The organism is Sedimenticola selenatireducens, from assembly GCF_963675335.2.
Lineage (GTDB): Bacteria > Pseudomonadota > Gammaproteobacteria > Chromatiales > Chromatiaceae > Sedimenticola > Sedimenticola selenatireducens.
In genome coordinates, this window is record NZ_CAXXYC010000004.1 from 1,390,352 (window position 1) to 1,416,167 (window position 25,816).

Annotated in this window: 25 protein-coding genes; 10 read left to right on the plus strand and 15 right to left on the minus strand. The window is 61.0% G+C overall.

Features of this window, described 5'->3' with window-relative positions; all coding sequences use genetic code 11:
• Positions 1 to 112 precede the first annotated feature (112 nt).
• Positions 113 to 577, plus strand: a complete 465-nt coding sequence (locus tag ACHZBF_RS17620) for an acyl-CoA thioesterase (RefSeq protein ID WP_051302633.1) — start codon at positions 113 to 115, stop codon at positions 575 to 577.
• 93 nt (positions 578 to 670) lie between these two features.
• On the opposite strand, the gene ACHZBF_RS17625 is transcribed toward ACHZBF_RS17620, so the two are convergent.
• Entirely contained in the window at positions 671 to 1,474 is an 804-nt protein-coding gene (locus ACHZBF_RS17625) for a ferritin-like domain-containing protein (protein WP_321529153.1), read from the minus strand.
• A gap of 149 nt (positions 1,475 to 1,623) precedes the next feature.
• Here ACHZBF_RS17625 and ACHZBF_RS17630 point away from each other — a divergent pair, with 149 nt between their 5' ends.
• Positions 1,624 to 3,171: a bifunctional GNAT family N-acetyltransferase/carbon-nitrogen hydrolase family protein gene (locus tag ACHZBF_RS17630; RefSeq protein ID WP_288104942.1), complete on the plus strand. Its 1,548-nt coding sequence runs from the start codon at positions 1,624 to 1,626 to the stop codon at positions 3,169 to 3,171.
• An 18-nt stretch (positions 3,172 to 3,189) separates the two neighbouring features.
• On the opposite strand, the gene xerC is transcribed toward ACHZBF_RS17630, so the two are convergent.
• The 6 genes from xerC to ACHZBF_RS17660 all read right to left on the minus strand — a co-directional run bounded on the left by xerC (position 3,190) and on the right by ACHZBF_RS17660 (position 9,663).
• Positions 3,190 to 4,107: a tyrosine recombinase XerC gene (gene xerC, locus ACHZBF_RS17635; RefSeq protein ID WP_037376002.1), complete on the minus strand. Its 918-nt coding sequence runs from the start codon at positions 4,105 to 4,107 to the stop codon at positions 3,190 to 3,192.
• Positions 4,107 to 4,787, minus strand: a complete 681-nt coding sequence (locus ACHZBF_RS17640) for a DUF484 family protein (RefSeq protein WP_029134688.1) — start codon at positions 4,785 to 4,787, stop codon at positions 4,107 to 4,109. The genes xerC and ACHZBF_RS17640 overlap by 1 nt, the downstream gene beginning before the upstream one ends.
• On the minus strand, positions 4,784 to 5,614 hold the full coding sequence (gene dapF, locus ACHZBF_RS17645) for a diaminopimelate epimerase (protein WP_321529154.1): 831 nt from the start codon (positions 5,612 to 5,614) through the stop codon (positions 4,784 to 4,786). Before dapF ends, ACHZBF_RS17640 begins: the two co-directional genes overlap by 4 nt.
• Before the next feature lie 8 nt (positions 5,615 to 5,622).
• On the minus strand, positions 5,623 to 5,766 hold the full coding sequence (lptM, locus tag ACHZBF_RS17650) for an LPS translocon maturation chaperone LptM (protein WP_084610245.1): 144 nt from the start codon (positions 5,764 to 5,766) through the stop codon (positions 5,623 to 5,625).
• 200 nt (positions 5,767 to 5,966) lie between these two features.
• Positions 5,967 to 8,819 (minus strand): class I adenylate cyclase, encoded by a 2,853-nt coding sequence (locus ACHZBF_RS17655; protein WP_321529155.1) that lies wholly within the window; start codon positions 8,817 to 8,819, stop codon positions 5,967 to 5,969.
• 10 nt (positions 8,820 to 8,829) lie between these two features.
• A complete protein-coding gene (locus ACHZBF_RS17660; protein WP_029134809.1) occupies positions 8,830 to 9,663 on the minus strand; it encodes a sensor domain-containing diguanylate cyclase in 834 nt (277 codons plus the stop codon).
• 190 nt (positions 9,664 to 9,853) lie between these two features.
• Between ACHZBF_RS17660 and ACHZBF_RS17665 the strand changes: the two genes are divergently transcribed.
• The gene (locus ACHZBF_RS17665) at positions 9,854 to 10,264 is read left to right on the plus strand and encodes a hypothetical protein (protein ID WP_321529156.1); all 411 of its coding nucleotides are present in this window, start codon (positions 9,854 to 9,856) and stop codon (positions 10,262 to 10,264) included.
• Positions 10,265 to 10,352: 88 nt separating this feature from the next.
• On the opposite strand, the gene ACHZBF_RS17670 is transcribed toward ACHZBF_RS17665, so the two are convergent.
• From ACHZBF_RS17670 to argH, 4 genes are all read right to left on the minus strand, one after another.
• Positions 10,353 to 10,724, minus strand: coding sequence for a nucleotide pyrophosphohydrolase (locus ACHZBF_RS17670; protein ID WP_029134810.1), 372 nt, complete (start codon positions 10,722 to 10,724; stop codon positions 10,353 to 10,355).
• On the minus strand, positions 10,717 to 11,127 hold the full coding sequence (locus ACHZBF_RS17675; RefSeq protein ID WP_029134811.1) for an HIT domain-containing protein: 411 nt from the start codon (positions 11,125 to 11,127) through the stop codon (positions 10,717 to 10,719). The genes ACHZBF_RS17670 and ACHZBF_RS17675 overlap by 8 nt, the downstream gene beginning before the upstream one ends.
• Positions 11,128 to 11,130: 3 nt before the next feature.
• Positions 11,131 to 11,934 carry an enoyl-CoA hydratase gene (locus ACHZBF_RS17680; protein WP_029134812.1) on the minus strand — a complete coding sequence of 268 codons (804 nt, stop codon included), beginning with the start codon at positions 11,932 to 11,934 and terminating at the stop codon, positions 11,131 to 11,133.
• A gap of 429 nt (positions 11,935 to 12,363) precedes the next feature.
• On the minus strand, positions 12,364 to 13,749 hold the full coding sequence (argH, locus tag ACHZBF_RS17685; protein WP_321529157.1) for an argininosuccinate lyase: 1,386 nt from the start codon (positions 13,747 to 13,749) through the stop codon (positions 12,364 to 12,366).
• Positions 13,750 to 13,918: 169 nt separating this feature from the next.
• Here argH and ACHZBF_RS17690 point away from each other — a divergent pair, with 169 nt between their 5' ends.
• Entirely contained in the window at positions 13,919 to 14,968 is a 1,050-nt protein-coding gene (locus tag ACHZBF_RS17690) for a sensor histidine kinase (protein WP_029134814.1), read from the plus strand.
• Between the two features lie 110 nt (positions 14,969 to 15,078).
• Positions 15,079 to 15,816, plus strand: coding sequence for a LytR/AlgR family response regulator transcription factor (locus ACHZBF_RS17695; protein WP_273440423.1), 738 nt, complete (start codon positions 15,079 to 15,081; stop codon positions 15,814 to 15,816).
• Positions 15,817 to 15,849: 33 nt separating this feature from the next.
• Here ACHZBF_RS17695 and ACHZBF_RS17700 read toward each other — a convergent pair whose 3' ends face one another.
• Positions 15,850 to 16,746: a sensor domain-containing diguanylate cyclase gene (locus ACHZBF_RS17700; RefSeq protein WP_321529158.1), complete on the minus strand. Its 897-nt coding sequence runs from the start codon at positions 16,744 to 16,746 to the stop codon at positions 15,850 to 15,852.
• A 173-nt stretch (positions 16,747 to 16,919) separates the two neighbouring features.
• Between ACHZBF_RS17700 and hemC the strand changes: the two genes are divergently transcribed.
• The 4 genes from hemC (at position 16,920) to ACHZBF_RS17720 (ending at position 21,363) form a co-directional block, all read left to right on the plus strand.
• Entirely contained in the window at positions 16,920 to 17,846 is a 927-nt protein-coding gene (hemC, locus tag ACHZBF_RS17705) for a hydroxymethylbilane synthase (protein ID WP_029134817.1), read from the plus strand.
• 10 nt (positions 17,847 to 17,856) lie between these two features.
• Positions 17,857 to 18,645 carry a uroporphyrinogen-III synthase gene (locus tag ACHZBF_RS17710; RefSeq protein ID WP_245621795.1) on the plus strand — a complete coding sequence of 263 codons (789 nt, stop codon included), beginning with the start codon at positions 17,857 to 17,859 and terminating at the stop codon, positions 18,643 to 18,645.
• Positions 18,646 to 18,889: 244 nt separating this feature from the next.
• Positions 18,890 to 20,071, plus strand: coding sequence for a uroporphyrinogen-III C-methyltransferase (locus ACHZBF_RS17715; protein ID WP_321529159.1), 1,182 nt, complete (start codon positions 18,890 to 18,892; stop codon positions 20,069 to 20,071).
• A complete protein-coding gene (locus tag ACHZBF_RS17720; protein ID WP_321529160.1) occupies positions 20,068 to 21,363 on the plus strand; it encodes a heme biosynthesis HemY N-terminal domain-containing protein in 1,296 nt (431 codons plus the stop codon). Before ACHZBF_RS17715 ends, ACHZBF_RS17720 begins: the two co-directional genes overlap by 4 nt.
• A 111-nt stretch (positions 21,364 to 21,474) precedes the next feature.
• Here ACHZBF_RS17720 and ACHZBF_RS17725 read toward each other — a convergent pair whose 3' ends face one another.
• The gene (locus ACHZBF_RS17725) at positions 21,475 to 22,488 is read right to left on the minus strand and encodes a CDP-6-deoxy-delta-3,4-glucoseen reductase (protein WP_321529161.1); all 1,014 of its coding nucleotides are present in this window, start codon (positions 22,486 to 22,488) and stop codon (positions 21,475 to 21,477) included.
• 68 nt (positions 22,489 to 22,556) lie between these two features.
• On the opposite strand from ACHZBF_RS17725, the gene ACHZBF_RS17730 reads away from it, so the two are divergent.
• A complete protein-coding gene (locus ACHZBF_RS17730; protein WP_321529162.1) occupies positions 22,557 to 23,420 on the plus strand; it encodes an SDR family oxidoreductase in 864 nt (287 codons plus the stop codon).
• A gap of 146 nt (positions 23,421 to 23,566) precedes the next feature.
• Here the strand turns inward: ACHZBF_RS17730 and ACHZBF_RS17735 are convergent, their stop codons facing one another.
• The gene (locus tag ACHZBF_RS17735) at positions 23,567 to 24,196 is read right to left on the minus strand and encodes a nucleotide-binding protein (RefSeq protein WP_029134822.1); all 630 of its coding nucleotides are present in this window, start codon (positions 24,194 to 24,196) and stop codon (positions 23,567 to 23,569) included.
• Between the two features lie 65 nt (positions 24,197 to 24,261).
• On the minus strand, positions 24,262 to 25,740 hold the full coding sequence (gene ubiD, locus ACHZBF_RS17740) for a 4-hydroxy-3-polyprenylbenzoate decarboxylase (RefSeq protein ID WP_321529163.1): 1,479 nt from the start codon (positions 25,738 to 25,740) through the stop codon (positions 24,262 to 24,264).
• Positions 25,741 to 25,816 lie beyond the last annotated feature (76 nt).

Genomic DNA, 25,816 nt, shown 5'->3' on the forward strand with positions numbered 1-25,816 from the left:
CCCCGGTTGTCGGGTTACGCCTTCGGCTGACACGATCTACTGTTTGGTATCGTAAGACCCGGCGAATAAGCCACATTACCGAGAAATTTGTGAAATCAGCGAGTAAAGCACTATGAAGAGAGACGATGCCCTGCAGATACGCCCGGTGGGCGATGGTGAAGGACCGGTCTTTGTGACCAAACGACTGGTCCGTTTCAGCCATGTGGACCCGGCGGGGATTGCCTATTTCCCGCGTATCCACAACTTCATCCACGAGGCGTTTGAGGATCTCTGGGAGGAGTATATCGGGGTGCGCTATTTCTACCTGATCCAGGATCTGCGCATCGCCTTTCCCATGGTGCATACCGAGGTGGATTTCCGCCAGCCGCTGCGCTTCGGCGAACGCCCGGAGATCCGGGTCTCCTGTTTCAAGCTGGGGCGCAGCTCCCTGGGGCTGCACTACCGGATCTTTGTGGATGAGCGGCTCTGTGTCGATGCCCGCACCACCACCACCTGTATCGATGCCGATAAGTTGAAGAGTCAGCCGGTACCGGCGGAGTATCGCGCCTTCTTCGAGCGGATCTATTACCCGGAGTGAATCAGCACCGGTGGTCGGGTTACGCCCTTCGGGCTAACGCGACCTACAGCAGGCCTGTAGGTCGGATTAGCGCAGCGTAATCCGACAAATACACTAAATCCCACCCCCTGCCTCCAGCCGGGCCAGCTCATTGTCACTGAAGCCGCACTGGCGGCGCGCTTCATGATTGAACGGGCCACGCGGAATATGGCCGAGATAGCGCTGCAATAGCTTGAAAAAGGTATCGTCCGGGTCCAGTCCCTGCTGTTCGCAGCGGTAGCGGAACCAGCGGGTGCCGGCGCTGACGTGGCCGATCTCGTCATTGGCGATGCGGGTGAGAATGGCCGCGGTTTTCGAATCCCCCAGCTCACGAAACTTCTCCAGGGTGCCGGGAATCACATCCAGCGCCCGCGCTTCGAACACCCGGTGCACAATCCCCATGCGGTCCATCAGGTCATGGGCGGTCTCCACGGCGCTGCCCCACAGCTCGTCATGGGCGCTGAAATCGCCGTAGTCGAACCCCATGGCGCGCAGCTGGCCGCGCAGCGCGAGGAAGTGCTCACTCTCCTCGCCGGCGCACTGCAGCCAGTCCTCGTAATATTCGCGGGGCAGGCCGCGGTAGCGGTAGATGGTGTCCCAGGCCAGATTGACCGCGGTCAGCTCGATATGGGCCAGGGCGTGAATCAGGGCGGCGCGCCGGGTGAGTGAGCCGAAGCCTCGCTTGCTGACCTGCTGGGGCGGCACCAGTAGCGGCCGCTCCAGGCGGCCAGGCAGCATGAACTGCTCGGGCTCGTCATCGGCATCCCAGCAGAGCTTGCCCGCCCGCCAATCGGCGACCAGGGCCAGCGAGGCGTCCAGCTTCTCATCCGGATCGGCGAGCAGAAAGCAGTGTTTGGCGGCGGCGAAGAGATTGGTCAAGCCGGACTCCCGGGTGTTGGTTGCTGGTCGCGGGTGATCTTCCGTTGACCGCGAGCCACTATTGTAACGGGTGTGACTGCCGCCAGACAGATGAACTGGCATATACTGGAGGCATAGATTCAAGCGGTTGCTACCGGGATGGAAAAAACATGCGTGAAAATAATGAGACCCACCTGATTTTACGCGTTATTGCGCAGGAGGATTATTCCCAGGTTGCCGAGTTGATGGACCTGGTCTATGCGGACATCGGCGGAGCCTGGCCGAAGGAGACTATCCAGGCGCTGATCAAGTCCTTTCCGGATGGCCAGATCTGCATTGAGGACAAGGGGAAGATTGTCGCCGCTGCCCTGACCATCAAGGTCGACTACCATCGCTACTCCTTCGTGCACAAATACCGGGATCTGGTCAGCGACCAGCACATCGCGCGGCACAATGAAAAGGGTGATGCCCTGTATGGCCTGGATGTGTTTGTGCATCCCGATTATCGTGATTTTCGTCTCGGTCGGCGCCTGTATGACGCGCGCAAGGAGTTGTGCCGCGCCCTGAACCTGAAGGCGATCCTGGCGGGTGGTCGCATACCCGGCTATAAAAACCACGCCGGGGAGTATACGGTCGCCGAGTATATCGACAAGGTGAAACGCCGCGAGCTGCACGATCCGATCCTCTCTTTCCAGCTGGCCAATGACTTTGATGTCAAACGGCTGATGCATGGTTATCTGCCCCAGGATACCAAATCGAAGGGCTTCGCCACCCTGCTGGAGTGGAACAATATTCTGTTCGAGGAGGATGGGGATTTCACGCACGGGGCGGAGAAGGCGATTGTGCGTATCGGTATTGTGCAGTGGCAGATGCGGGCGGTGATTTCGCTCGAGGACCTGCTGAGCCAGGCCGAGTTTTTTGTCGACTCCCTGTCCGACTACCAGTCCGATTTCGCCCTGTTTCCGGAGTTTTTCAGCGCCCCGTTGATGGGACTGGCCCGGGATAAGAATTCGGTGGAGGCGATCCGCTTTCTGGCCGGTTTTACCGAGCAGATCAAGAACCGCTTCTCCCAGATGGCGGTCAGCTACAACATCAATATCATCGCCGGCAGCATGCCGCTGATGGAGGGTGACCGGCTCTGCAATGTGGCCTATCTGCTGCACCGGGACGGCAGGGTGGACGCCCAGCACAAGATACACATCACCCCCCATGAGAAGCGTGACTGGGTGATCGACGGCGGCGGCGACGTGTCGGTGTTTGATACCGACGCGGGCAAGGTCGGCATCCTCACCTGTTATGACGTCGAGTTTCCCGAGCTGGCCCGCCTGCTGGCCGACCAGGGGGTGCAGATCATCTTTGTGCCGTTCTGGACCGACACCAAGAACGGCTATCTGCGGGTGCGTATCTGTTCCCAGGCACGGGCCATTGAAAATGAGTGCTACGTGGCGATCGGCGGCAGTGTCGGTAATCTGCCCCGGGTGGATAATGTGGCGATCCAGTATGCCCAGTCGGCGGTGTTTTCCCCGTCCGATGTCTATTTCCCCCACGATGCGACCATTGCCGAGGCGACGCCGAATGCGGAGATGATCCTGTTTGCCGATGTGGATCTGGAAAAGCTCAAGCTGTTGAGTACCGAAGGCTCGGTGACCAATCTCAAGGATCGCCGGCTGGATCTCTACCGGCTGGGTCTGGACAAGCCGCTACCGGTCGACGAGTGACCGGAGGGCGCAAGCGGCTCAGGGGTCGTGCTTTTTTCTGCGGGCCCGTGGGTGGGCGCTGTCATAGACCTGGGCCAGGTGCTGGAAATCGAGATGGGTGTAGATCTGGGTGGTGCTGATGTCGGCATGTCCCAGCAGTTCCTGCACCGCCCGCAGGTCGCTGGAGGACTCCAGCAGATGGCTGGCAAAGGAGTGGCGCAGCATGTGCGGATGAAGGTTCTGCCGGCAACCCTGTTTCAGCGCCCACTGCCGCAGGCGCTGCTGGATGGCGCGGGGCTGCAGTCGGGTACCCCGCTGGCTGACGAACAGGGCCGCTTCGTCTGCCTTGGCCAGACTGCTCCGTACCCGTTTCCAGGCGTCGATGGCCGCCAGCGCCTTGCCGCCCACCGGCACCCGCCGGCTCTTCGCTCCCTTGCCGGTCACCTCCAGGGTGGCGTCATGCGGATCGATATCCCGCAGATTGACCGAAACCAGTTCGGCCAGCCGCAGGCCGGAGGAGTAGAGCAGCTCCATGATGGCCAGGTCCCGCAGTTCCAGGGGATCGTCGCTCGCCACGTCCAGCAGGCTGCCCAGTTGATCGGCATCCAGGGTGTCAGGGAGGTGCCGTTCTGATTTCGGTGCGCGAATCCCGGTGGCGGGACAGCTCTTGGCCATGCCCTCACGTATCAGGAACCGAAACAGGCTGCGCAAGGCGGAGAGTTCACGCTGCAGGCTCTTGCCGGAGATGCCGCTGCGATGGCGTTTCGCCACGAAGGCGCGCACCTGGTGGGGCGTCAGCTGGTCCCAGTCGTTCAGCTGCTGATCCCGGCACCAGCCACTGAGCCGGTCAAGGTCACGCCGGTAGTTGCTCAGGGTGTGGGCGGCAAGGCGCCGCTCGAAACGGAGATGGGAGAGGAACGCCTGCAGCCCGTGTTGCAGCGGGTCCGGGCGTGGCATCAGCTGCCCGGTTCCGACACCACCTCGAGGGTCTTGCTGACGATCTCGCCGAGTCGGATCAGATAGTCGGTTCCCATGCCGGGATGGAAGCGGTGCTCACTGTGGCTGCCGATGGCCAGTACGCCCAGCAGTCCCTCACCCTTGATCGGGATCAGGGCGGTGGAGGCGATATCCTCGGCCTGGGGGCCGAACAGGTATTTCAACTGTCCGTTGGGCAGCCTGCCACAGCGTGGCCGGTTGCTGTCGAGAAAATCCCTGAAGCCGTCCAGGTCCGGGTTGGTCGACTGCTCCACCTCACTGGCACTGTAGAGATGCAGTTCCACCGCCTCGGCGCGAAAGTCATCATGCAGCAGGTCCTGCAGGGTGTTGATCACCTCTTCGAAATCGCAGCACTCGATCAGTTTCACCGTGAGGTGGTGCAGCCGCTCGTTCAGCAGCTCATTCTCCCGGGCGATGGCGACAAACTCCTCCAGCTTGCGCCGACTCTGCTCGGCCTGTTCGCGTAGTGCGGCGACCTGGCGTTCAATCAGGGAGACCGCGCTGCCGTTGCTGTGTGGCAGCTCCAGTTTGGTCAGCAGGTCGGGATTGCGGTCAAAAAAATCGGGATGGTCATTCAGAAATGCGATCAGGTTCTGTTCCATTTGTGGATAATCCGGGGTTGGCTCGGGTTGTGAACTCATAGATCGATGTTTCCTTCAAAAACCGAAGCGGCCGGACCATGCATCAGGACAGGCGCCTGCTCGTCCGCCCACTCTATCATAAGCGCCCCGCCGGGCAAGCTGACCTTGACACTTTTGTTAAGCAGTCCGCGCAGCCGCCCCGATACCACCGCCGCGCAGGCACCGGTGCCGCAAGCCAGGGTCTCGCCCACGCCGCGCTCGAAAACACGCAGGGCAATCGCGTCCGCAGACAGGATCTGCATGAAGCCCACGTTGACTCGCTGGGGAAAGCGGGGATGCTGCTGCAGGGCGGTGCCGATACGCTCCAGCGGGGCATTTTCCAGATCATCCACCACGATCACTGCATGAGGATTGCCCATGGAAACTGCCCCCAGGGTGATCGTTTCACCCAGCACCTCGACCGGGTAGTCGGCGGCCTGCCGGTCGGCCACAAAGGGTATGCGGCCCGGTTCCAGGAGCGGGACCCCCATGTTGACCCGAACCATGCCATCAGCCTCTACGAAGAGTTTGATAATGCCGGCCTTGGTGCCAACAGTGATCTCCTGTTTTTCTGTCAAGCCCTTGTCGCGCACATAGCGGGCAAAGCAGCGGGCACCGTTGCCACACTGCTCCACCTCATCGCCGTCGGCGTTGAAAATACGGTAATTGAAGTCGGTATCCGGGAGGGTGGGTGGCTCCACCAGGAGAATCTGATCGCAGCCGATGCCGAAGTGGCGGTCACCAATCAGGCGAAACTGTTCAGGGGCCAGCCGCAGCGGCTGGGTGAAGGCGTCGAAAACGACAAAATCGTTACCCAGCCCATGCATTTTGGTGAACGCATATTGCATGACAGAGACTAGTTATCCTTGGCCTCTTCCTGCTGCTGGGAGGCCGGGTCGGGGAGATAGAGCGGACCTGATTGTCCACAGGCGGTGAGCATGCTGCCCGTCCCCAGGACCAGGATGACAAGCCAGAGAAGATAACGAGACCAGCAGAACATGGTGTGTTGCTCCGAAATTTTTATCAGGCCGCATTGTAACCCTGGCGGGAGCCAAACCCAACCGGATTCCCGAGCGGCCGCCCCATGGCGTTGACTGAGGTTCCGAACATAGGGTGGGCCATGTCCGCCTACGGTGCCCGCGGGGCACCCAATGAGTGGTTTCCTGGGCGGGCTGGAAGGTGTTAGGTTCGGGTTTTGCGCTAGCGGGACAGTTTCATCAACGCCTGGTTGAGTCGTCCCTCCAGCCGCTTCTTGAATTTCAGCAGCTGGATGGTGGTGGCGTTCTCCTCCGTACCGAAGCCGGCGAGTTCCAGGCTGGTCAGGTAGATGGGATAGGCCTTGTGGCCGATGCGCTGGTCCAGCAGATGCTGCGCGACCACGCTGTAGAGCTCCGCTCCATACTCCAACGAGCTGAATTCGCGATCGCCGCAGACCAGCAGGTGGGGTGCCTGGTTCAGGTCCAGGCCTTCGCTGATCAAGCGCAGCTCCATATAGCTGTCGGGCAGACGATGCCGCGGCGGGGTGCGCGGTTCCGCCAGATACTCACCATCCCGGTTGCGTTGCAGGTGGTAGAACTCCGGCGCGTCCAGCAGATAGCGGTGGGCGGGCTGGTCGCCGGGCAGGCTCAGGCTGCGCAGCAGCAGCATCCCCTTGAGAAAGCGCTGCTGCTGCACCAGCAGATAGTGTTCATCTGCTTCCTGCATCTGTTGATGAAACAGCGCGCCATGCTCATCCAGGATGTAGAGCTCTGTCTGGCCTTTCCGGGTGCTATAGAAAACCTGAATCGCGCCGGCCCGGTTCAGGCGCATGATACAGGGCAACGGGGTCGCGGCGAGGCTGAGGCTGTCGATGGTGGTGGGGCGGAAGCTGTGCTGGGGTTCGGCCAGAATATCCAGCGCCTCCTGTTCGCCGGCGATCGGGAAGTAGGAGAACTTTTCATTCTGGTAATGGATCAGGTAGAAATCATCCTCGATCTGTTGCAAATAGCGGCTGTTGAGGCCGCTGCCCGCCGCGCTGAAGCAGTTCAGCACATCATTGAACAGCTTTTCGACCCGCCTGGCGGTGCTGCCGCCGCGTACCGAGTTAAAACAGTGTGCGGTGGCGCGGGGTGGCTGTTGGGCAGCGTTGCCTTGCAGCGCCATGCGCAGATAGTGGCACAGGCACTCCAGCAGTCCCCGGGTTCCCTGGTGGTAGGTGACCAGGGTCTCCCCCCAACTGGTGGTGATCAGCTGTTCCACCGTCTCCACCAGTGAGCTGTGTGCCGAACCAAAGCTGAGGGGGTCGCTGCGCTCGGTGGTGAGCTGTTTTCCGACCTTTGCCAGATAGGCCATCGGGTCGATGCCGGTGTTGAGAAACAGGGTGCAGGAGAGGGCATAGGGCGGCTGTTTCAGCCGTGCCATCGGTACCGGTACGGACTCATGCGGCTGATAGATATTGCTCAATGCCCCGAGTATGGCCCCCAGCTCCGCCTGACGGACCGGATTCTCCTGCGGATACAGGGTGACGATGGTCGTCAGATTGATTAACCGATTCAGATGACACCAGGCCAGGATCTCGCTGAGACAGGCGGCGGTCTTCAGCGGGCTGGTGACCCGGGCCGCCTGCTCATTCACCTCGCCCAGGTAGAGGAACCAGGCGTATTGCTCGCCCTTGGTGCGGGCGTAGTGAAGTGAAATGCGCGCCTCGTAGAGGCTGCGGGTAATGCCGGGATTGATGCTGTCGATCTTTCCCGGGCGCTTCTCCAGGGCGGTGTAGAGCTTGCGCCCGAGCAGGCTGATCTCTTCCGGATCGATGGCTTCGGTGGAAGCGTATTCGCGGGCAAAGTCGGTCAGCAGTCGATAGCTGTAACTGAGCTCGCGCACCAGGTTGTTGCGCTCATCCATCACCTGGTCGATCTTCCAGCTGTGGCGTGAGTCGAGATTGACCAGTTCACCCTGGCGCCAGCCCCAGTCCTTTGTCAGTGCCTGCAACACCTCCCGCTTCCAGTCGTCCCGCGGACGCAACCGCTCCCGGCTCAGGGTCTGTTCGGATTTGAAATAGAGACAGCGCCGCGCCAGTTCCAGGCGCTCTTTTTCTCCCCGACCAAGCAGATACTGTTCGACCCGCTGGTACATCAGCACATAGGGATCCAGCTTGCGCAGATCGAAGTCGCCACTGTAGATGGCCTGTTTGGTCTCATGGCAGAGCCAGCGAATGTCGGGATAATCCCGGGCGTAGGCTTCGGTCAGAAACAGTTTGAGTATGGTCTTGTAGGGTGACTCGATCCCCTTGAACAGCTGCCAGTGGGCGGCGCCCAGAAACTCCTCCACCGGGATCGCCTCCAGGCTGCCGAAGTCGAGGCAGTCGAGCGGATCGATAAAGCGCTTGTGGAACAGCATGCTGACGTACCGGGTGTAGTTCGCCTCCTCTTCGGGCGGGACCATCCACCAGACCGGATAGCGCCCGGCCAGCAGCACGCCGGTGCGATAGAACTCCTCCAGCAGCAGGTGCGGCTGGGTGGTGCCGCTGCTTTCATGGGACAGGGTGTCCAGCTTGCCGCCGCGAAAGGCGTCCACATCCATGAGAAAGAAGTGGACTTCCAGATTCAGCTCTTTGCCCCAGGCCTCGATCTTGCGTGCCTTGAGGCGCAACAGATCGCGCGCGGCTCGGTCCAGTTCCGGATCGTGGCAGAGCCAGATATCGAAATCGCTGCCGCGGGTATGGGCAATGCTGCCGATACTGCCCATCAGGTAGAGCGCCTGGATGTGAAAGCGGCGGCGTGCACGCTTTTTATACTCGAAACTGCGACTCAGCTTGCGGGCGAGTCGCAGCACCGCCTGGGTCGGGGCGTAGTCGGGAATGCCGATGGGTGTATCACTGCCGGCAAAGCCCGGCAGTGTGGGGTGGTTGATGTGGAACAGCAACGGCAACAGATCGATAAATATGCGCTGGTTCGGTGTCAGCTCCCGGGTGATTATCCGCAGCCGCTCACGGTGCAGGCCAAGGAAGCGCCGGCGCACAGTCAACAGCTGCTGGCGACCGATGCCGTCTTCGTATGACACTGCCTCGGCCATGTCCCAAACCTCAGGCTTGGCCGCTGGCGGCTTCGTTTTCTGCCAGGTTAATGAGTGCCTGCTTCATCAGCAGACGGGCATCCTGACCTTTGTGCCACTCGGCCAGACCAAATAGCAGTTCCAGGGAGTCGCCCGCATACGGGGCGGGAAGCGGCACCTCGGAAAAGCCGGCCAGCACCTTGTCCATCAGGTCCTTGCCGTGCTGCAGGCTGGTCTCCGGCAGGATGATGATGAACTGGCTGTGCTCCCAACGGGCAATCAGATCGACCCAGCGCAGGCGGTCGCGCAGATAGCGGCTCACCTCCAGGATAATCTCATCCGGGATTGCTGTTTCGTCACGTTTGTCGAGCAGATGAATCACCGCCAGGCTGAGTGGATTCTGGTAGCGGCGGCTGCGGGCGACCTGGGTATTCAGGGTACGGGTGAGGGATTGGCGATTGGCCAGGCCGGTCAGTTCGTCGGTAATGGCCAGCTCCTCAACCTGCTGATTCAGCCGCTGGTTCTCCTCCCGTAGCCGCATCAGCTCGGTTACGTCCTGGAAATATTTAATGGTGTGAATTGCCGGCTCGGCGCCATCCCGGGTTTCAACAGTGCAGTGCAGCCAGCGCTCCTGCTCGACTCCCGTACCGAACAGGTGCATCAGCCCCGTGCCCTTGAACAGCCCGCGATGGGTAGTGAAGGGAAACTGCTCCCGATTCTGTCCCACCAGTTGATCGGCCTTCAGGCCCAGCATGCTCTCCAGGGCCGGGTTGAGCCAGTTGATAGTGCCACTCTGATCGAAAATCAACACACCACAGGGGACATTCTGCAGTGCCTGGTAAATAATACTGCTTGATTGAGTCAAAACTTAGATCCTCCGATCTGTATTCTCTGGTTGGCGGCCTGTCATCCCACTCTCCAGCGACTGTCGATGGAGACAAAAAAGATTTCCCGTTAACACACTATAGTGCGTCCGTTTATGCTTAAACTTTAGAACTCAACTTTCAGAATAGTCTATCTTTTTTAATAGAATTCCCGCTGACAGAGGAGGCCGGATGGATTCGCGCAAGATCATGCCGGATGCCCAACTACACCCGGGAGATCCGCTTTGGCGGCGGGTGCCCACCGCAGACCGGGGTGGCCAGAACCTGGTTGATTTTATGCTGCTGATTCCAGGGTTGAAGCGCTGGGCCCCGCACCGGCGGGAACAGCTGTATGGGGAGCTTCGGGAGCTGTTCAGCCAGCATTCGGACCGGGTGGTGTTCGCCGATCTGAACATGAAACTGAATCTGCTCTGGATCAGTCATCGCCAGGGCAAGGGGATCTCACTGACCCTGTTTGAGGCGATTCGGGAGCGCGTTCCGGAGGCCGTGCTGGTGGCGAGCCAGGCCGAGGTTCAGTTGGGTCTGCGGGAACGGGCACGGCGGCGCTGGGGCATCCGGCTGCTGCTGGGTCGGGATGGGTGAACGGGCGGCTGAGTCATCTGGTGATGCGCCCACCGGGTTATCGGCCGTACAAAACTCACCATACCCTGTCGGTTTAAACTGTTACGCCCTATTCGTCGTCGTATTCATCAGCCCGGCGGGCATCGCCATACACCTTGTCAGCGGGATAGCGTGACTCATTGATGGCTATCTTGCGCTGGGCCGCGGCGATCAGGTCGATATCCAGCCGTTCTGCAGTACGGATCAGGTAAATCAGGATATCCGCCATCTCCAGGGCCACCTGTTCCCGTTTCTCCGGCGACAACTGGTGGCTCTGCTCCTCGCTCAACCACTGGAAGTGCTCCACCAGCTCGGCGCACTCGGCGATCAGCGCCATGGCCAGATTCTTGGGCGAATGAAACTGTTCCCAGTCACGTTTCCGGGCAAAGTCCAGCAGTCGTGCGTTCAGTTGGGCCAGCGAGTCGGTTGTCTTTTCATTCATCGGTAAACCACACCTGCAGTTCGGCGATACGTTGCTGCAGATCGGCCTCCGCGTAGGGCAGCCTTTCGCCGCAGCCCCAGACCGGTCCCGGCCAGCAGGTATCATCCTTTCGTCTTGCTACCACATGCCAGTGCAGCTGGGGCACCAGATTGCCCAGGGCGCCCAGATTGATCTTGTCCGGCGCATAGCACTGTTCCAGGACCCGCGCGGCATGGCTGCTCTCGATCGTCAGCAAGCGCTGGTCGCTCTGCTCCAGCTGGTGAACCTCGGTCACCCCCGGCCGTTCGGGAACCAGGATCAGCCAGGGGAAGCGTCGGTCGTTCATCAACCGCACCTCACACAGGGTCAGGTGACAGATCGGCCGGGTGTCCGCCGCCAGCCGGGGATGGAGTTGGAACGTCACCGGCTAGCGGTCCCGCCAGTTGGGCGGGCGTTTCTCGGTAAAGGCGTCGATGCCTTCACCCACGTCCTCGAACATCATGTTGTCCGCCATCGCCTCGCTGGCGAACTGGTAGGCCTGCTCAACACCCATCTCAAGCTGCTTGTAATACATCGCCTTGCCGAGTGCGACCGAGGCGCTGGATTTGTCGCAGATGGTGCGGGCCAGTTTCAGTACTTCAGCGTCCAGCTGTTCCAGCGGCACGGCGCGGTTGATCAGGCCTTGCGCGGCGGCCTGCTGGGCCGGTATAAAGCCGCCGGTCAAGAGCATCTCCATCGCCTGCTTGCGGCCCACATTGCGCGACAGCGGAACGCTGGGGGTGCCACAGAACAGGCCCACATTGATGCCGGAGACGGCAAAGCGCGACCCCTCTTCGGCAATTGCCAGATCACAGGAGGCGACCAGCTGACAGCCGGCCGCGGTGGCGATGCCGTGTACCCGGGCAATCACCGGTTGTGGCAGGCTGCTGATACGGGTCATCACCTGGCCGCAACGGGTGAACAGCTGCTGGAAGTAGGCGCGTTCGTTCTGGGTGCGCATCTGCTTCAGGTCATGTCCGGCACAGAAGGCGCGGCCGTTGCCGGCCAGCACCACCACGCGCACGCTTTTGTCCTCGGCGATGGCGTCCAGATTGGCCTGCAGGGCATCCAGCAGTTCTTCCGAGAGGGCGTTGAACTGGTTGGGACGATTCAGCGTCAGGTAGGCGATGCCGTCGCGGTCTTCGCGCAGCACCAAGGCGTCGTCTGCGGCGGTGGTGTTGGTTTGTGTCATGGCTCCTCTCCTGTGGGTTACTGGGTAACTATACATGCTGCGGGCGGGAAAATGCAGGTTGACGGTGTCAGGTGGCGCTTCAGCGACCGATCCACCTGTAGGAGCGGCGCGGCGCCGCGATTTCGGCTCGAGGCTGGCCTCCTACATGCCAGGCGTTAACCTGGGCAGGCGAGTACGGTGGGCACGTCTGTTTCCTCGTTCCCACGCTCTGCGTGGGAATGCATATGGCCGCGCCCCGTGCGCGCGCCTTAACCCACTGTTTGGCGGCTGCGGATCCGTTGGGTTACGCGGCGCTCGGGCATGGTCATTTTCTGAAAGCGTAGTGCCTGTACGCCGCTAGCCCCAACCTACGGGCTACCTGTCATGGGTAGCCCGCATGGAGCACAGCGGAATTCGTGGATTACTTGCTGCCACCACGATAGCAGGCGTTTACTCACTGGCTAGCCGCTGGCGGGCGCGTGCAATGGCCGCCCGTACCTGGGCTGGCGCGGTACCGCCGATATGGTTGCGGGCGGCCACGGAACCCTCCAGGGTCAATACCTCGAATACATCGTCATCGATCTGGCTGGAGAAACTCCGCAGCTCCTCCAGGCTGAGATCGGCCAGGTCGCAGCCCTTGCTGACACCCAGCGCCACCGCTTTTCCCACCACTTCGTGGGCGTCGCGGAACGGGGTGCCCTTGCGCACCAGGTAGTCGGCCAGATCGGTGGCGGTGGCAAAACCCTTCATCGCCGCCTCGCGCATGCTCTGGGGTTTGCAGGTGATGGCCGGGATCATGTCGGCAAACACCTTGAGCGAGCCCTTCAGGTTGTCCACGGTGTCGAACAGCGGCTCCTTGTCCTCCTGGTTGTCCTTGTTGTAGGCCAGTGGCTGGCCCTTCATCAGGGTCAGCAGACCGATCAGGTGACCGAAGATACGGCCGGTCTTGCCGCGCACCAGTTCCGGCACGTCGGGGTTTTTCTTCTGCGGCATGATAGAGGAGCCGGTGCAGAAGCTGTCCGAGAGATCGACAAAATTGAACTGGGCCGAGGACCAGATGATCAGCTCTTCCGACATGCGTGACAGGTGCATCATGATCAAGGCCGCGGCGGCACTGAACTCGATGGCGAAGTCCCGGTCGCTGACTGCGTCCAGGGAGTTTTCGCTCGGCCGCTCGAAGCCCAGCAGCTGGGCGGTGTAGTGGCGGTCGATGGGGTAGGTGGTGCCAGCCAGGGCGGCCGAACCGAGCGGCATGACGTTGACCCGCTTGTTGCAGTCGGCCAGACGTTCCCGATCCCGGTCCAGCATCTCGAACCAGGCCATGAGGTGATGGCCGAAGGTGACCGGTTGGGCGGTCTGCAGGTGGGTGAAGCCGGGCATGATGGTCTCCGCTTCCCGCTCCGCGGTATCCAGCAGGGCCTGTTGCAGGCGCAGGATCTCGCTGCGGATAATCTCGATTTCATCGCGCAGATAGAGCCGGATATCGGTGGCCACCTGATCATTGCGCGAGCGCCCGGTATGCAGCTTCTTACCGGCATCGCCGATGGCGCGGGTTAGGTGGGACTCCACGTTCATGTGCACATCTTCCAGCTCCACCGACCAGTCGAACTGACCGGATTCGATCCGGGCCTGGATCCGCTCCAGTCCGGAGATGATGCTGCCACGCTCGGCCTCGGTCAGAATGCCGGACTTGGCCAGCATGGTGGCGTGGGCGATGGAGCCCTGGATATCATAGCGGTAGAGGCGCTGATCGAACTCCACCGAGGCGGTGAAAGCCTCGACAAAGGCGTCGGTGGGTTCGCTGAAGCGGCCGGACCAGAGTTTTTTATCGCTCATGAGATAAATATTCCTGCGTGAGTGTGAAGCATTGGATAGATCGCCCGTTAAGAGAGTGTAAGATACTGGCTTGTGCCTGTGGCCCGCCAGGCCGCCCATCCGCCAGAGCGGTGCAATTGTATCAGGATTCCGGGCAGCGTTAAGTCAAACAGGGGGAGATGCCAGGGCGATGACGCAGAAAGGATCAAAGGGGCGGGTGCCGGAACGGCGCCAGACGGCCTATCTGCCGAACTTCTGTAGCATCCGGATGGTGTTCGGGGTGGTGATCTCGGCCGAACTGCTGGCGGTGATCCTCACCCTGGCATCGATCGGCTCGTTTCAGGAGTTTGCCGGTGAGCTGAGCCTGCGTTCGCTGTATATCCAGTGGATCGCGCTGGTCGGCAGCGCACTGGTCTGCCTGCTGCGACCCTGGATCATTCACCTGCGGACCTGGCAGGTCGGCCTGATTATCTGGTGCAGCCTGATGGGCGTGACCCTGATAATCTCACTGCTGGCCATCTGGACCCTGGGGATGTCCGTTGGCGATGACTTTCTGCTCAAGAGCCTGGTGATCAGCGCCATTGTCTGCGCGGTGCTGATGCACTACCTCTCTGTCCAGTATCGCTGGCGCCTCCAGGTGGAGGCCGAATCGAAGGCCCATCTGCAGGCGCTGCAGTCGCGCATCCGCCCGCATTTTCTGTTCAACAGCATGAACACCATCGCCAGTCTGACCCGCACCGACCCGGCCCTGGCGGAAGAGGTGGTGTACGATCTGTCCGACCTGTTCCGCGCCTCGCTCGCCAATGCCCAGCGCATGTCCAGTCTGGGTGAGGAGATAGAGCTGTGCCGGGGTTATCTGCGCATCGAGGAACAGCGGCTCGGTGAACGTCTGCGGGTGACCTGGGATCTGGAGGCGCTGCCGCTGGATGCCGAACTGCCGGCACTGATCCTGCAGCCGCTGCTGGAGAATGCGATCTACCATGGCATTGAGCCGTCAACCGAACCGGGCCTGATCCATATTACCGGACGCTATCGGCGCAAGCGGGTCAATATCAGCATTCGCAATACCCTGCCGGTGGCCGGCGCCAAGGCGCAGCGCTCGGGTAACCGCATGGCGCTGCAGAATATCCGCGAACGGCTGCAGGGCTTTTTCGATGAGGAGGCCTCCCTGAGCGTCAGTGAAGTGGATGGCGAACATCAGGTGCGGGTGGTTTTCCCCCACCCCTGGAATGAACAGTGAAACGCGCAAATGATATCCTGATGATCCATCCGGCCAATCCATGATCAGGAAAAATATTTGTTGTGTATAAATGGCAACTGACACTCGCTGAGTCTGGTGGGTAATCAAGAATGAAAATATTGATTGTTGATGATGAGGCCCATGCCCGGGCGCGCCTGCGCAGTCTGATCGACGAGATCGGGCCGCCCTGGCGCGTGGTGGGGGAAGCCGACAACGGGCAGGATGCCCTGCAGCGCGTTCGGCTGGGCGAAGTGGATCTGGTGCTGATGGATATCCGTATGCCGGGGATGGATGGCCTGGAGGCGGCCGCCGTGCTGGCTGGGCTGGCGACCCCCCCGGCGGTGATTTTTGTCACCGCTTATGACGAACATGCCCTGGCGGCCTTCGAGCGCCATGCCGTGGATTATCTACTGAAACCGATACGCCGCGAGCGGCTGCAGCGGGCGATCGAAAAGGCGGTCACCCTGAACCGGCCCCAGTTGCAGGCTCTCCAGGCGCTGCAGGAGCAGCCGGACGATGCCTATATCAGCGTCAGCTTTCGTGGCGGACTACAGCGTATCCCGATCAGTGAGGTGATCTATTTCCAGGCCGACAACAAGTATGTGACGGTTTGTCATGCCGCCGGCGAGGCGCTACTGGAGGAGTCGCTGAAGTCTCTGGAAGAGCGCTTTGCGCAGCGGCTGATTCGCATCCATCGAAACGCCCTGATCGTGCGGGAGCGCCTGCTCGGCCTGAAGCGTCTCGGCAACGGTGCCTGTGCGGTATCACTGGCAGGCAGTGCTGCCGAACTGGAGGTGAGTCGGCGGCACCTGCCGGAAGTGCGCAAGCTGCTGCGCGGCAGGATCTGACAAGCCGGTTCCAGTGGCCGGGACCGGGTGCGGCTATTCCGCCAGGACCGCCAGGCTGCCGGTTTTTTTCTTGGCCTGGTACATGGCCAGGTCGGTGCGCTTGATGAAAACCCCGGCAGGCTCGTCATCCTTGTATTCTGCAATCCCGATACTGAGCGCAACAGGATTGCCGTTCTGGGTGACTTCAACCAGATTGCTTGGCATATGCCGGCCGAAATAGTCGATCAGTCTCAGGGTGAGGCTGTCGGCCTTCTGTCGCGGGGTCTCCGGCAGCAGCACCATAAATTCGTCGCCGCCGTAGCGGAAACCGTAATCGCTGTTGCGCAGAATTGCGGAAATCGCCTCGCCGACGTAGCGCAACGCCAGATCCCCCTCCACATGGCCCAGGGTGTCATTGACCGATTTGAAGTTATCCAGGTCGATACAGATCAGGCTGAGCGGGTGGTTGTAGCGCCTGCTGCGGGCGATTTCCTGGTTCAGCACGGTATGGAAGTGGCGCTGATTATAGAGCCCGGTCAGGCTGTCGGTGACCGACAGCAGCTTGAGTGAGCGTTCCAGCGCCAGGCGTTCGGTCAGGTCCCGAAAAAAACCGATACTGCCCACTTCCCGGCCCTGTTTTTCCACCAGGCTGGCAGAGAGCTGAATCGGGATCAGTGTACCGCTCTTGGATTGCAACTGGGTTTTGTGGCCGATAATCTGGCCCTGGATGCCGTTGTTTGTCTGATACATCAGGCGCTTTATCTCCCGGGCGCATTCCCGGGAAGAGTAGAGTTTTGCAACCTGCATTTGTCCGACTACCTCCTCTCTGGAGTAACCGAGCAGATGCTCCGCGGCGGGATTGAACAGGGTGATGATACCGTCCCGATTAATGCCAATGACCGGATCGGGACAGATAAGCGCGAGTTCGTTGTTGATCAAGTTAATTGCCATGCAGTTGATAAGTCACTTGGGTGTCGGGCCACCCTATCGGCCGGGTTCGAATAACCTTGAGCTTTTATCAGGTATTGCATGTGTCGCTATACGGGAGGTTAAATAAGCGGTTGCTGTTTGCCTGTATCAGCCAGAGGTTATAGCATGCGCCTTTTTCCACCGAGAAAACCGTGATGTCCCAATCCCTACGTATCGCCACTCGAAAATCTCCCCTGGCCATGTGGCAGGCAGAGCATGTCGCCAAGTTGCTGCGGCAGGCCCATCCCGGACTGCAGGTCGAGTTGATCGGTATGAGCACCCAGGGCGACAAAATCCTGGATACGCCGCTGGCAAAAATCGGCGGCAAGGGGCTGTTCGTCAAGGAGCTGGAACAGGGCATGCTGGAAGGGCGGGCGGATATCGCGGTTCATTCCATGAAGGATGTTCCTGTGGAACTGCCCGAGGGGTTGCATCTGGCGGTGATCATGGAGCGCGAAGACCCACGCGACGCCTTTGTCTCCAATCGTTACAGCCGGTTGGAAGATCTGCCCGAAGGATCGGTGGTCGGCACATCCAGCCTGCGTCGCCAGTGCCAGTTGGCCGATCGCCGGCCGGACCTGAAGATCGCCCCCCTGCGGGGCAACGTGAACACCCGCCTGCGCAAACTGGATGAGGGAGAGTTTGATGCCATCATCCTGGCGACGGCCGGCCTCAAACGGCTGGGTTTTCAACAGCGTATCACTTCATATATAGAGAGCGGTGATAGTCTGCCGGCCATCGGCCAGGGGGCCATCGGCATCGAGTGCCGAAGTGACGATGAACGGGTCAACGCCTTGATTCAGCCGCTGCATGATCCCGAGACTGCCTGCTGTGTGCTGGCGGAACGGGCCATGAATCACCGGTTGATGGGCGGTTGCCAGGTGCCGATTGCCGGCTTTGCGGTGCTCAACCATGGCAAGCTGTTCATGCGTGGCCTGGTGGGTGAGCCGGATGGCAGCCGCATCATGCGCGCCGAAATCAATGGGCCGGCTGGTGAGGCCGAGGCGCTCGGCATTGCTGTGGCGGAGGATCTGCTCGGCCAGGGCGCGGATCAGGTGCTCAAACACCTTTACCAAAACTGAGTTTCAGGTCATGTCCTTTATCACGTCTCCCACAGAGTGCAGTCTGTCCGGTCTCGGCGTGCTGGTCACCCGTGCCACACACCAGGCCGCCACCCTGTGTCGTCTGATTGGTGCCCGGGATGGTTTGCCCCTGCGTTTCCCAACCGTGGAAATTACCGATCCGCCCGACGTGGCGCAGGTCGCTGAACAGCTGTCGCACTTCGCCGACTACGATATGGCCATTTTTGTCAGCCCCAATGCGGTGCTCTGGGGCATCAAGTTGTCGCCGGAGCAGAAGCTGCCGGCCGGCGTTGCCCTGGCGGCGGTCGGTAAGCGTACTGCCCAGACGCTGGCCGAGTCCGGTTATCCGGTGGATGTGGTGCCGGAATCCTCATTCGATAGCGAGGGCCTGCTGGAAACCCCTGAGCTGAAGGATGTCACCGGCAAGCGGATACTGATCCTGCGCGGCAACGGCGGCCGCGAATTGCTGGCCGAGGAGCTGGCCGAGCGCGGTGCGACGGTGGATTTTGCCGAAGTCTATCGACGTGCCTGTCCCACAACCGATCCTGCGCCGCTGATCCAGCGCTGGCGGGATGATGTGGATGTGGTCACGGTCACCAGCAACATCCTGCTGGACAATCTCTTCACCATGCTGGGTGAAGAGGGGCAGCCGCTGTTGCAACAGACGCCCATGATCGTAATCAGCGACCGCATGCGTCAGCGTGCCCGGGAGCTGGGTTGTCGCGAGGTCTACCTGGCGCGAAGCGCGGATGAGCAGGATCTGTTCGAGGCGATCTGTCTCTGGGCCAGCAACCGCTGAGTAATGATATAGTCTCCTGGCGCACTGGCGGTCGCGAGTTGCACGCAGTATTCCGCTTCGTGCCGCTTTGCTAGACTAGTTAAGGACTCCATGCGGTGATCTGTAGTCGCCGAAAAACAGCCATCATCCGGCGCCACAAAAGGTGACCGCTGTTTGAGCAACCAGGGCGGACGGGCCAGGAGTCGGGCAATATCTACACCAACCGGCCGGTCCGGTTGCAACACACATCCAGACGGAAAAGTGAATGAGCAATAAAGACGCGAAAGATCCAGGCAAGGATGAGGGAGCGGCGGCGCTGCAACAGGCGTCGCAGATCGAGGATGCCGAAATCATTGAATCGACCCCGACCAAACAGGCGCCTTCCGGTACCAGCGCTTCACGCCTGCCCCAATTGTCCCTGGCACTTTCACTCATTGCGCTGGTCCTGCTGTTTGGGGCGCTGGGTTACGGCTATCAATACTGGACCGGGCTGCAGGCATCACTGTTGCGGATGAACGAAGAGCTGGGCAAGGCGGATGCGCAGCAACAGGCGCTGCAAGGCAAACTGTCGGTCGTTGCCCAGGCGTTCGAACAGCAGAAGCAGGAGATCGAGAATCAGCGCAGTGCGCTGGAACTGCAGGAGCAGAAGCTGGTCAGCGAGCGTGAGCGGCTGAGTCAGCAGGCCAGTGAGATGCAGCAGTCACTGGAATCGGTTTACAGCCGGGTCGGTCGCAGCAGCAATGCCTGGATGGCAGCGGAGGCGGAGTACCTGATGCGGGTGGCGAATCACCGGCTCCAGCTGGCGGGGGATGTGGATACCGCGATCCGGGCACTGGAGGCTGCGGATGGCCGTCTGCGCGACAGCGGCGACCCGGGTTGGATCGAGGTACGCGAGCTGCTGGCAAAGGAAATAGCCACCCTGAAAGGAGTAGGGCAGCTGGATCGGGTCGGTCTGGCAGCGAGACTGAATGGACTGAAGGAGCAGGTGAAGGCGCTGAAAATGCTCGGACTCAGTTACACACCCGCCAAGCCGGAGCAGGGCGACGGCCAGGCGGACAGCGCGCAACGCAGTGTGGAGACGCTGCTGAAGGATGGCTGGGAAGGCTTCAAGTCGGTCATGGTGATCCGCCATCGCGACAAACCGGTCAGCGCCATGCTGCCGCCGGAACAGCAGTTTTTCGTCTACCAGAATCTGCAGCTTCAGCTGGAGGCGGCCCGCCTGGCGCTGCTGAAAGGGGATCAGCAACTGTATGGCTCCAGTCTCAAACAGGCGGCTGCCTGGATCGGTGAGTTTTTCGATGCCGATGCGACCGCCACCCAGGCCGCCCAGAAGGAGATCAGTGTGCTGCAATCGGTTGACGTGCATCCCCGGCTACCGGATATCTCACTCTCCCTGGTGGCGCTGCAGGCACGCGTCAAGGCGACCGGTGACGAGGGCGCCAGATGAGAATACTGATACTTGGATTGCTCGGGCTGGCCGCCTCTGTCTTGTTGGCGCTGGCCGTGAAAGAGGACAACGGCTACATCCTGATCGGCTATGGTCAATGGACCGTGGAAGGGAGTCTGGCGTTCTTCCTGCTGATGAACCTGTTGCTGTTCGGTGCACTCTACCTGACCCTGCGAATAATCTCACGGCTTGGCGCCACCCCCCGAAAATTGCACGACTGGCGTGAGCACCGCGGTGCCAAACGTGCCCGCAAGGCCTTGACCCAGGGACTGGTGGAGTTGTCCGAAGGCAACTGGAAGCGGGCCGAGCGGGATCTGGTGCGCTTTGCCGGCAAATCGGAAACACCGCTGCTCAACTATCTGGCGGCGGCCCGTTCCGCCCAGCAACAGGACGCCCATGAACGGCGCGATCACTATCTGCAGCTGGCCCATGAAAGCATGCCGGAAGCCGATGTGGCGGTTGGCCTGACCCAGGCGGAGCTGCAGCTAGACCATGCCCAGCTGGAGCAGGCGCTGGCCACCCTCAAGCATCTGCGTGAAATCGCCCCGCGCCATACCCATGTGCTGAAGCTGCTCAAGGAGTTGTACCAGCGGTTGGGTGACTGGCGGGAAATGGGCCAGCTTTTACCGGAGCTGAAGAAGCGCAAGGTGGTAGAACCGGATGAACTGCAGGCGCTGGAATTGCGGGTCTTCCAGAATCAGCTCACCGTGGCGGCTCAGGATGAGAATCTCACCCAGTTGCAGACAGTCTGGAACCGCATCCCCGCGGCTATCCGGTTCCGCGAGGAGATGGTCACTACCTATGTCAATCACCTGATGAACAGGGGCGAACACAATCAGGTTGAACGGGTTTTGCACGACGCCATTGACCGCCATTGGAGTGACGATCTGGTTGAGCTCTACGGCCGGGTCCCGGCGGATGACAGCGCCCGTCACTTGTCCATGGCCGAGGCATGGTTGAAGAACCGGCCACGCAGTCCTGTGCTGTTGCTGACCCTGGGTCAGCTCTGTCTGGGTAACAAGCTCTGGGGAAAGGCCCGCACCTATCTGGAGGCGAGTATCGGTATCGAGCCGAGCAGCGCCGCCTACCGGGCGCTGGGCGCGCTGCTGGAGAAAATGGATGAAAAAGAGAAGGCGCTGAGCTGCTTCAAGGCCGGTCTGGAACTGAGCAGCGACCATCCGGCGCCGATGGCACTGCCGGCCTCGCTCAAGCTGCCGGCCGCCAAGCCGGACAACGCCGAAGCCGGCAGTGCGGAGACGCGACCCAAGCTCGAGGTCGTCAACAAGCAGTAAGACATTTGAAGAGTAATCGACCTGTAGGAGCGGCGCCTCGCCGCGATAATCGGCCCGAGGCGGGCCTCCTACAGGGTGCTTCGGCTCCTGATGCTCCCCGGACGCCGCCCGTCATTTATTCGGATTGTCCTGGGCCCACTCGAACACGTCTGAATACATCCGTTCCCGATCCAGACCGGCGCGGGCAAAGGCGTCACGGGCGGCGAAGATCATTACCGGCGGGCCGCTCATGTAGAGATCGTACGGGCTCATGTCCGGGTGGTCGCGCAGCACCGCCTCATGCACAAAGCCCCGTTCTCCCTGCCAGTCCGCATCCGGTTCCGAGAGCACCGCCTTGAAGCTGACCCGGGGATGCTCCCGCGCCCACTGTTCGGCCAGTTCCCCCAGGTAGAGATCCTGCTTGCTGCGTACCCCCCAGTAAAGGTGAATAGGACGCGGGTCCTTGATATGGAATGCGTGCTCGATCACCGCCTTGAGGGGGGCGAAGCCGGTGCCGCCGGCCATGAAGACCAGCGGCCGGTCGGAATCTTCCCGCAGATAGAAGCCGCCCATGGGTGCGGCTATCTCCTGGCGGTTGCCTACCCGCATCCGCTCGAAAACATAGTCGGTAAATTCGCCGCCGGGGACATGGCGAATATGCAGTTCAATCAACTCATCGTCGTGCGGGGCATTGGCCATGGAGAATGCGCGGCGCCGACCATCTTCCAGGATAAAATCAAGATACTGGCCAGCCAGATATTGCAGCCGCTCATTCTCCGGCAGGCGCAGGAAGACACGCATCACGTCATGGGAGAGCTGGTCCATCTGCTCCACCGAACAGATCAGGTTACGAATCTCCTCGTCCGCCTCGGTCTCTATCTCGTGGGCGCGCAGGGTGATATCGCTGCTGGGTATCGCCTGGCAAGTCAGGCAGTAGTCATCCGGCCGGTCGCTGGTGATTATCTCGTCGTCGTCCGGATAGATGACGCTGCCGGATACCAGGGTACTCGCACAACTTCCACAGGCGCCGTTGCGGCAACCGTAAGGCAGGGAGACGCCATGGCGGTCGGCGGCCTCCAGGATGGTCTCGCCCCGTTCTGTGGTAAAACTGTGTCCACTGGGTTCTACTGTTACTACAAAACTCATAAAATTCCTTCGCTTTTCATCAGGGTATCGGGAAATTCTCTACTATTTTACTGCGAAATACAAAGATCATGACGCATAAAGTGATTATAGGCTGTGGCTATCTGGGACAACGGGTGGCACGGGCCTGTCTGCAACAGGGGCTGCCGGTGACCGGTGTGGTGCGAAGCACGGCGAGTGCCGGGGCCCTGCAAGCGGCGGGGTTGCAGGCCAGGGTGCTGGACCTGGATGTGCCGTCGGACAGCCTGCCTGCACTGCGGGATACCGAACTGTTCTACTTCGCCCCGCCCCCCCGACAGGGGACGGAGGAGACACGGGTGCGCCGGTTGATCGCCGGTTTCGAACAATCCGGCCACCCGCGCAGGGTGGTCTATCTGAGCACCACCGGGGTGTATGGTGACTGTGCCGGTGCCTGGGTGGATGAGACGCGGCCGGCCAATCCCCAGGTGGACCGGGCCAGGCGGCGCTGGAGTGGGGAGCAGCGGTTTCGTGCCTGGAGTCGCGCCAGTGCTGGCGAACTGGTGATCCTGCGGGTGGCGGGTATCTATGGCCCGGACAAGCTGCCGCTGGCACGGCTGAAACGGGCAGAGCCGACGGTGCGGGAGTCCGAGGCACCCTATACCAACCGCATCCATATCGACGACCTGGTACAGGTCTGTCTGGCGGCCATGGCCCGGGGTGGTAACGGCGAGATCTACAACGTGAGTGATGGCGCGCCCGGTAATATGACCGACTACTTCAACCGGGTGGCCGACTGGGCCGGGTTGCCGCGTCCGCCACAGATATCCCTGGCGGAGGCGCAGTTACAGCTCTCCGCCGGCATGCTCTCCTATCTGCAGGAGTCGCGGCGCCTGGATAGCGGCAAGCTGCAACGGGAATTGGGCGTGGAGTTGCGCTATCCGGATCTTCGCAGCGGCCTTGAGGCGTGTCGTTAAGGTCAGTCGCTTAGTTCGTGCCCACCCCACCAGGCTGGTATTACGATCTTGCCGCGAATCGGCTCGCGGGTGGGCCTCCTAAGATGGCATCGCACAAAAACGGCTGTTGGGATTCGTTCCACTCATCCCAACCTACGCGCTGCACGCTAATGCTTCTCCAGCCACTCCAGAATCGGGTCCCACAGCTCGATGTCCTGCCACACCTGGGACGGGGCCATCTCGAAGATTCCCAGACCCCGTTCGGCGGCGCGGATGTAGTTCTGGCTCTCCCGCAAGTGGGTCAGAAACGGCAGCTCCAAATGGGCCAGGTACTCCTCCAGTTGTCGGTAGATCAGGGTGTTCTCCCGGGTCCGGTTGGCAACGATGGCGATTTTGGTCTGCTTGCGTGACACCCTACCGCTGCTCAGCAGCTCTTCCAGAAAACGGCGGCAGGCGCGCATGTCGATGGGGGAGGGAAGCACCGGCACAATCAGTGACTGCACCTGCTTGAGCATCCTGTCGATCTCGGCGCCATGGGTGCCGGCAGGGGCATCCATGATCAAAAAATCGGTGCCGCGGGCCGGTTTCACCACGCCCTTTGTTGCATCAATCGCCTCGATGTCCGGAATGCCTTCGTAGTCCTTGCGGGCTTCCAGCCAGTCCAGCGAAGATCCCTGGGGATCGAAGTCGGCAAGTGCCACCGTTGCGCCCTCATCGGCAAACCAGGTGGCGATATTGGTCGCCAGTGTGGTCTTGCCGCAGCCCCCCTTGGCATTCATCAACATGATGGTGCGCATGGTCACTCCTCCTCGGTTCTTGTTTTCAATGGTCCGCAATTATAGCCATAGACCGGTGTGACGATTCAATCACCCGGGAGATTAATGTCCAGACTGCGCCAAATTTCATCCACCCGCTGTTGCACGGCCGCATCCATGGTGATGGGTCGGCCCCATTCGCGTTGTGTCTCGCCCGGCCACTTGTTGGTGGCGTCGAAACCGATCTTGGAGCCGAGGCCGGAGACCGGTGAGGCGAAATCGAGGTAGTCGATCGGCGTGTTTTCGATCAGGGTGGTGTCGCGAGCCGGGTCCATACGGGTGGTCATGGCCCAGATCACGTCGTTCCAGTCGCGCACATTCACATCATCATCGGTGACGATGACAAACTTGGTGTACATGAACTGACGCAGAAAGGACCAGATGCCGAGCATCACCCGCTTGGCATGGCCCGGGTACTGCTTCTTCATCGACACCACTGCCATGCGGTAGGAGCAACCCTCCGGCGGCAGGTAGAAGTCGGCAATCTCCGGGAACTGTTTCTGCAGGATCGGCACGAATACTTCGTTCAGGGCCACTCCCAGAATGGCCGGTTCGTCGGGCGGGCGACCGGTATAGGTGCTGTGGTAAATCGGCTCCCGTCGGTGGGTGATGCGCTCGATGGTGAACACCGGAAAGCTGTCCACCTCGTTGTAGTAGCCGGTGTGATCGCCAAAGGGTCCTTCAGGCGCCATATCATCAGGATAGAGATAGCCCTCCAGCACGAATTCGGCCGACGCCGGGACCTGCAGTTCATTGGTCAGGCTGCGGGTCACCTCGGTGCGGCTGCCGCGCAGCAGACCGGCAAAGGCGTATTCGGACAGGCTGTCGGGTACCGGGGTGACCGCAGCCAGGATGGTGGCCGGGTCGGCGCCCAGGGCGACGCTCACCGGGAACGGCTCGCCCGGATGGCGCTGCTGCCAGTCGCGGAAATCCAGTGCCCCACCCCGGTGTGACAGCCAGCGCATGATCACGCGGTTCCTGCCGATCACCTGCATGCGGTAGATGCCCAGGTTCTGCCGGCTCTTCTCCGGGCCTCGGGTGATCACCAGGCCCCAGGTGATGAGCGGGCCGGCATCGCCGGGCCAGCAGGTCTGGATCGGCAGTTGTGCCAGATCGATCTGATCCTGTTCCAGTACAATCGACTGACAGGCGGGGTGCTTGATCTCCTTGGGCGCCATGTCCAGCACCTTGCGGAATACCGGCAGCTTGGACCAGGCATCCTTCATCCCCTTGGGCGGTTCCGGCTCCTTGAGCATGGCCAGCAGCTTGCCCACCTCGCGCAGTGCCTCCACCGACTCCTCGCCCATGCCGAGGGCGACCCGGCGGGGCGTGCCGAACAGGTTGCCCAGCAGCGGGAAATCGGAGCCCTTGACCCGCTCGAACAGCAGCGCGGGGCCACCGGCACGCAGGGTGCGGTCACAGATCTCGGTCACCTCCAGATAGGGATCCACCTCGATGCTGATCCGCTTCAGCTCCCCCAGGGCCTCCAGTTTTTCAATAAAGTCTCGCAGGTCCGAGTATTTCATATTCTTCTTACCTGTTTACCCACCTGACCTGGCCAGGTGAGGGAAAAGTATTAGCCGCGAATGGATTTAATCCCGA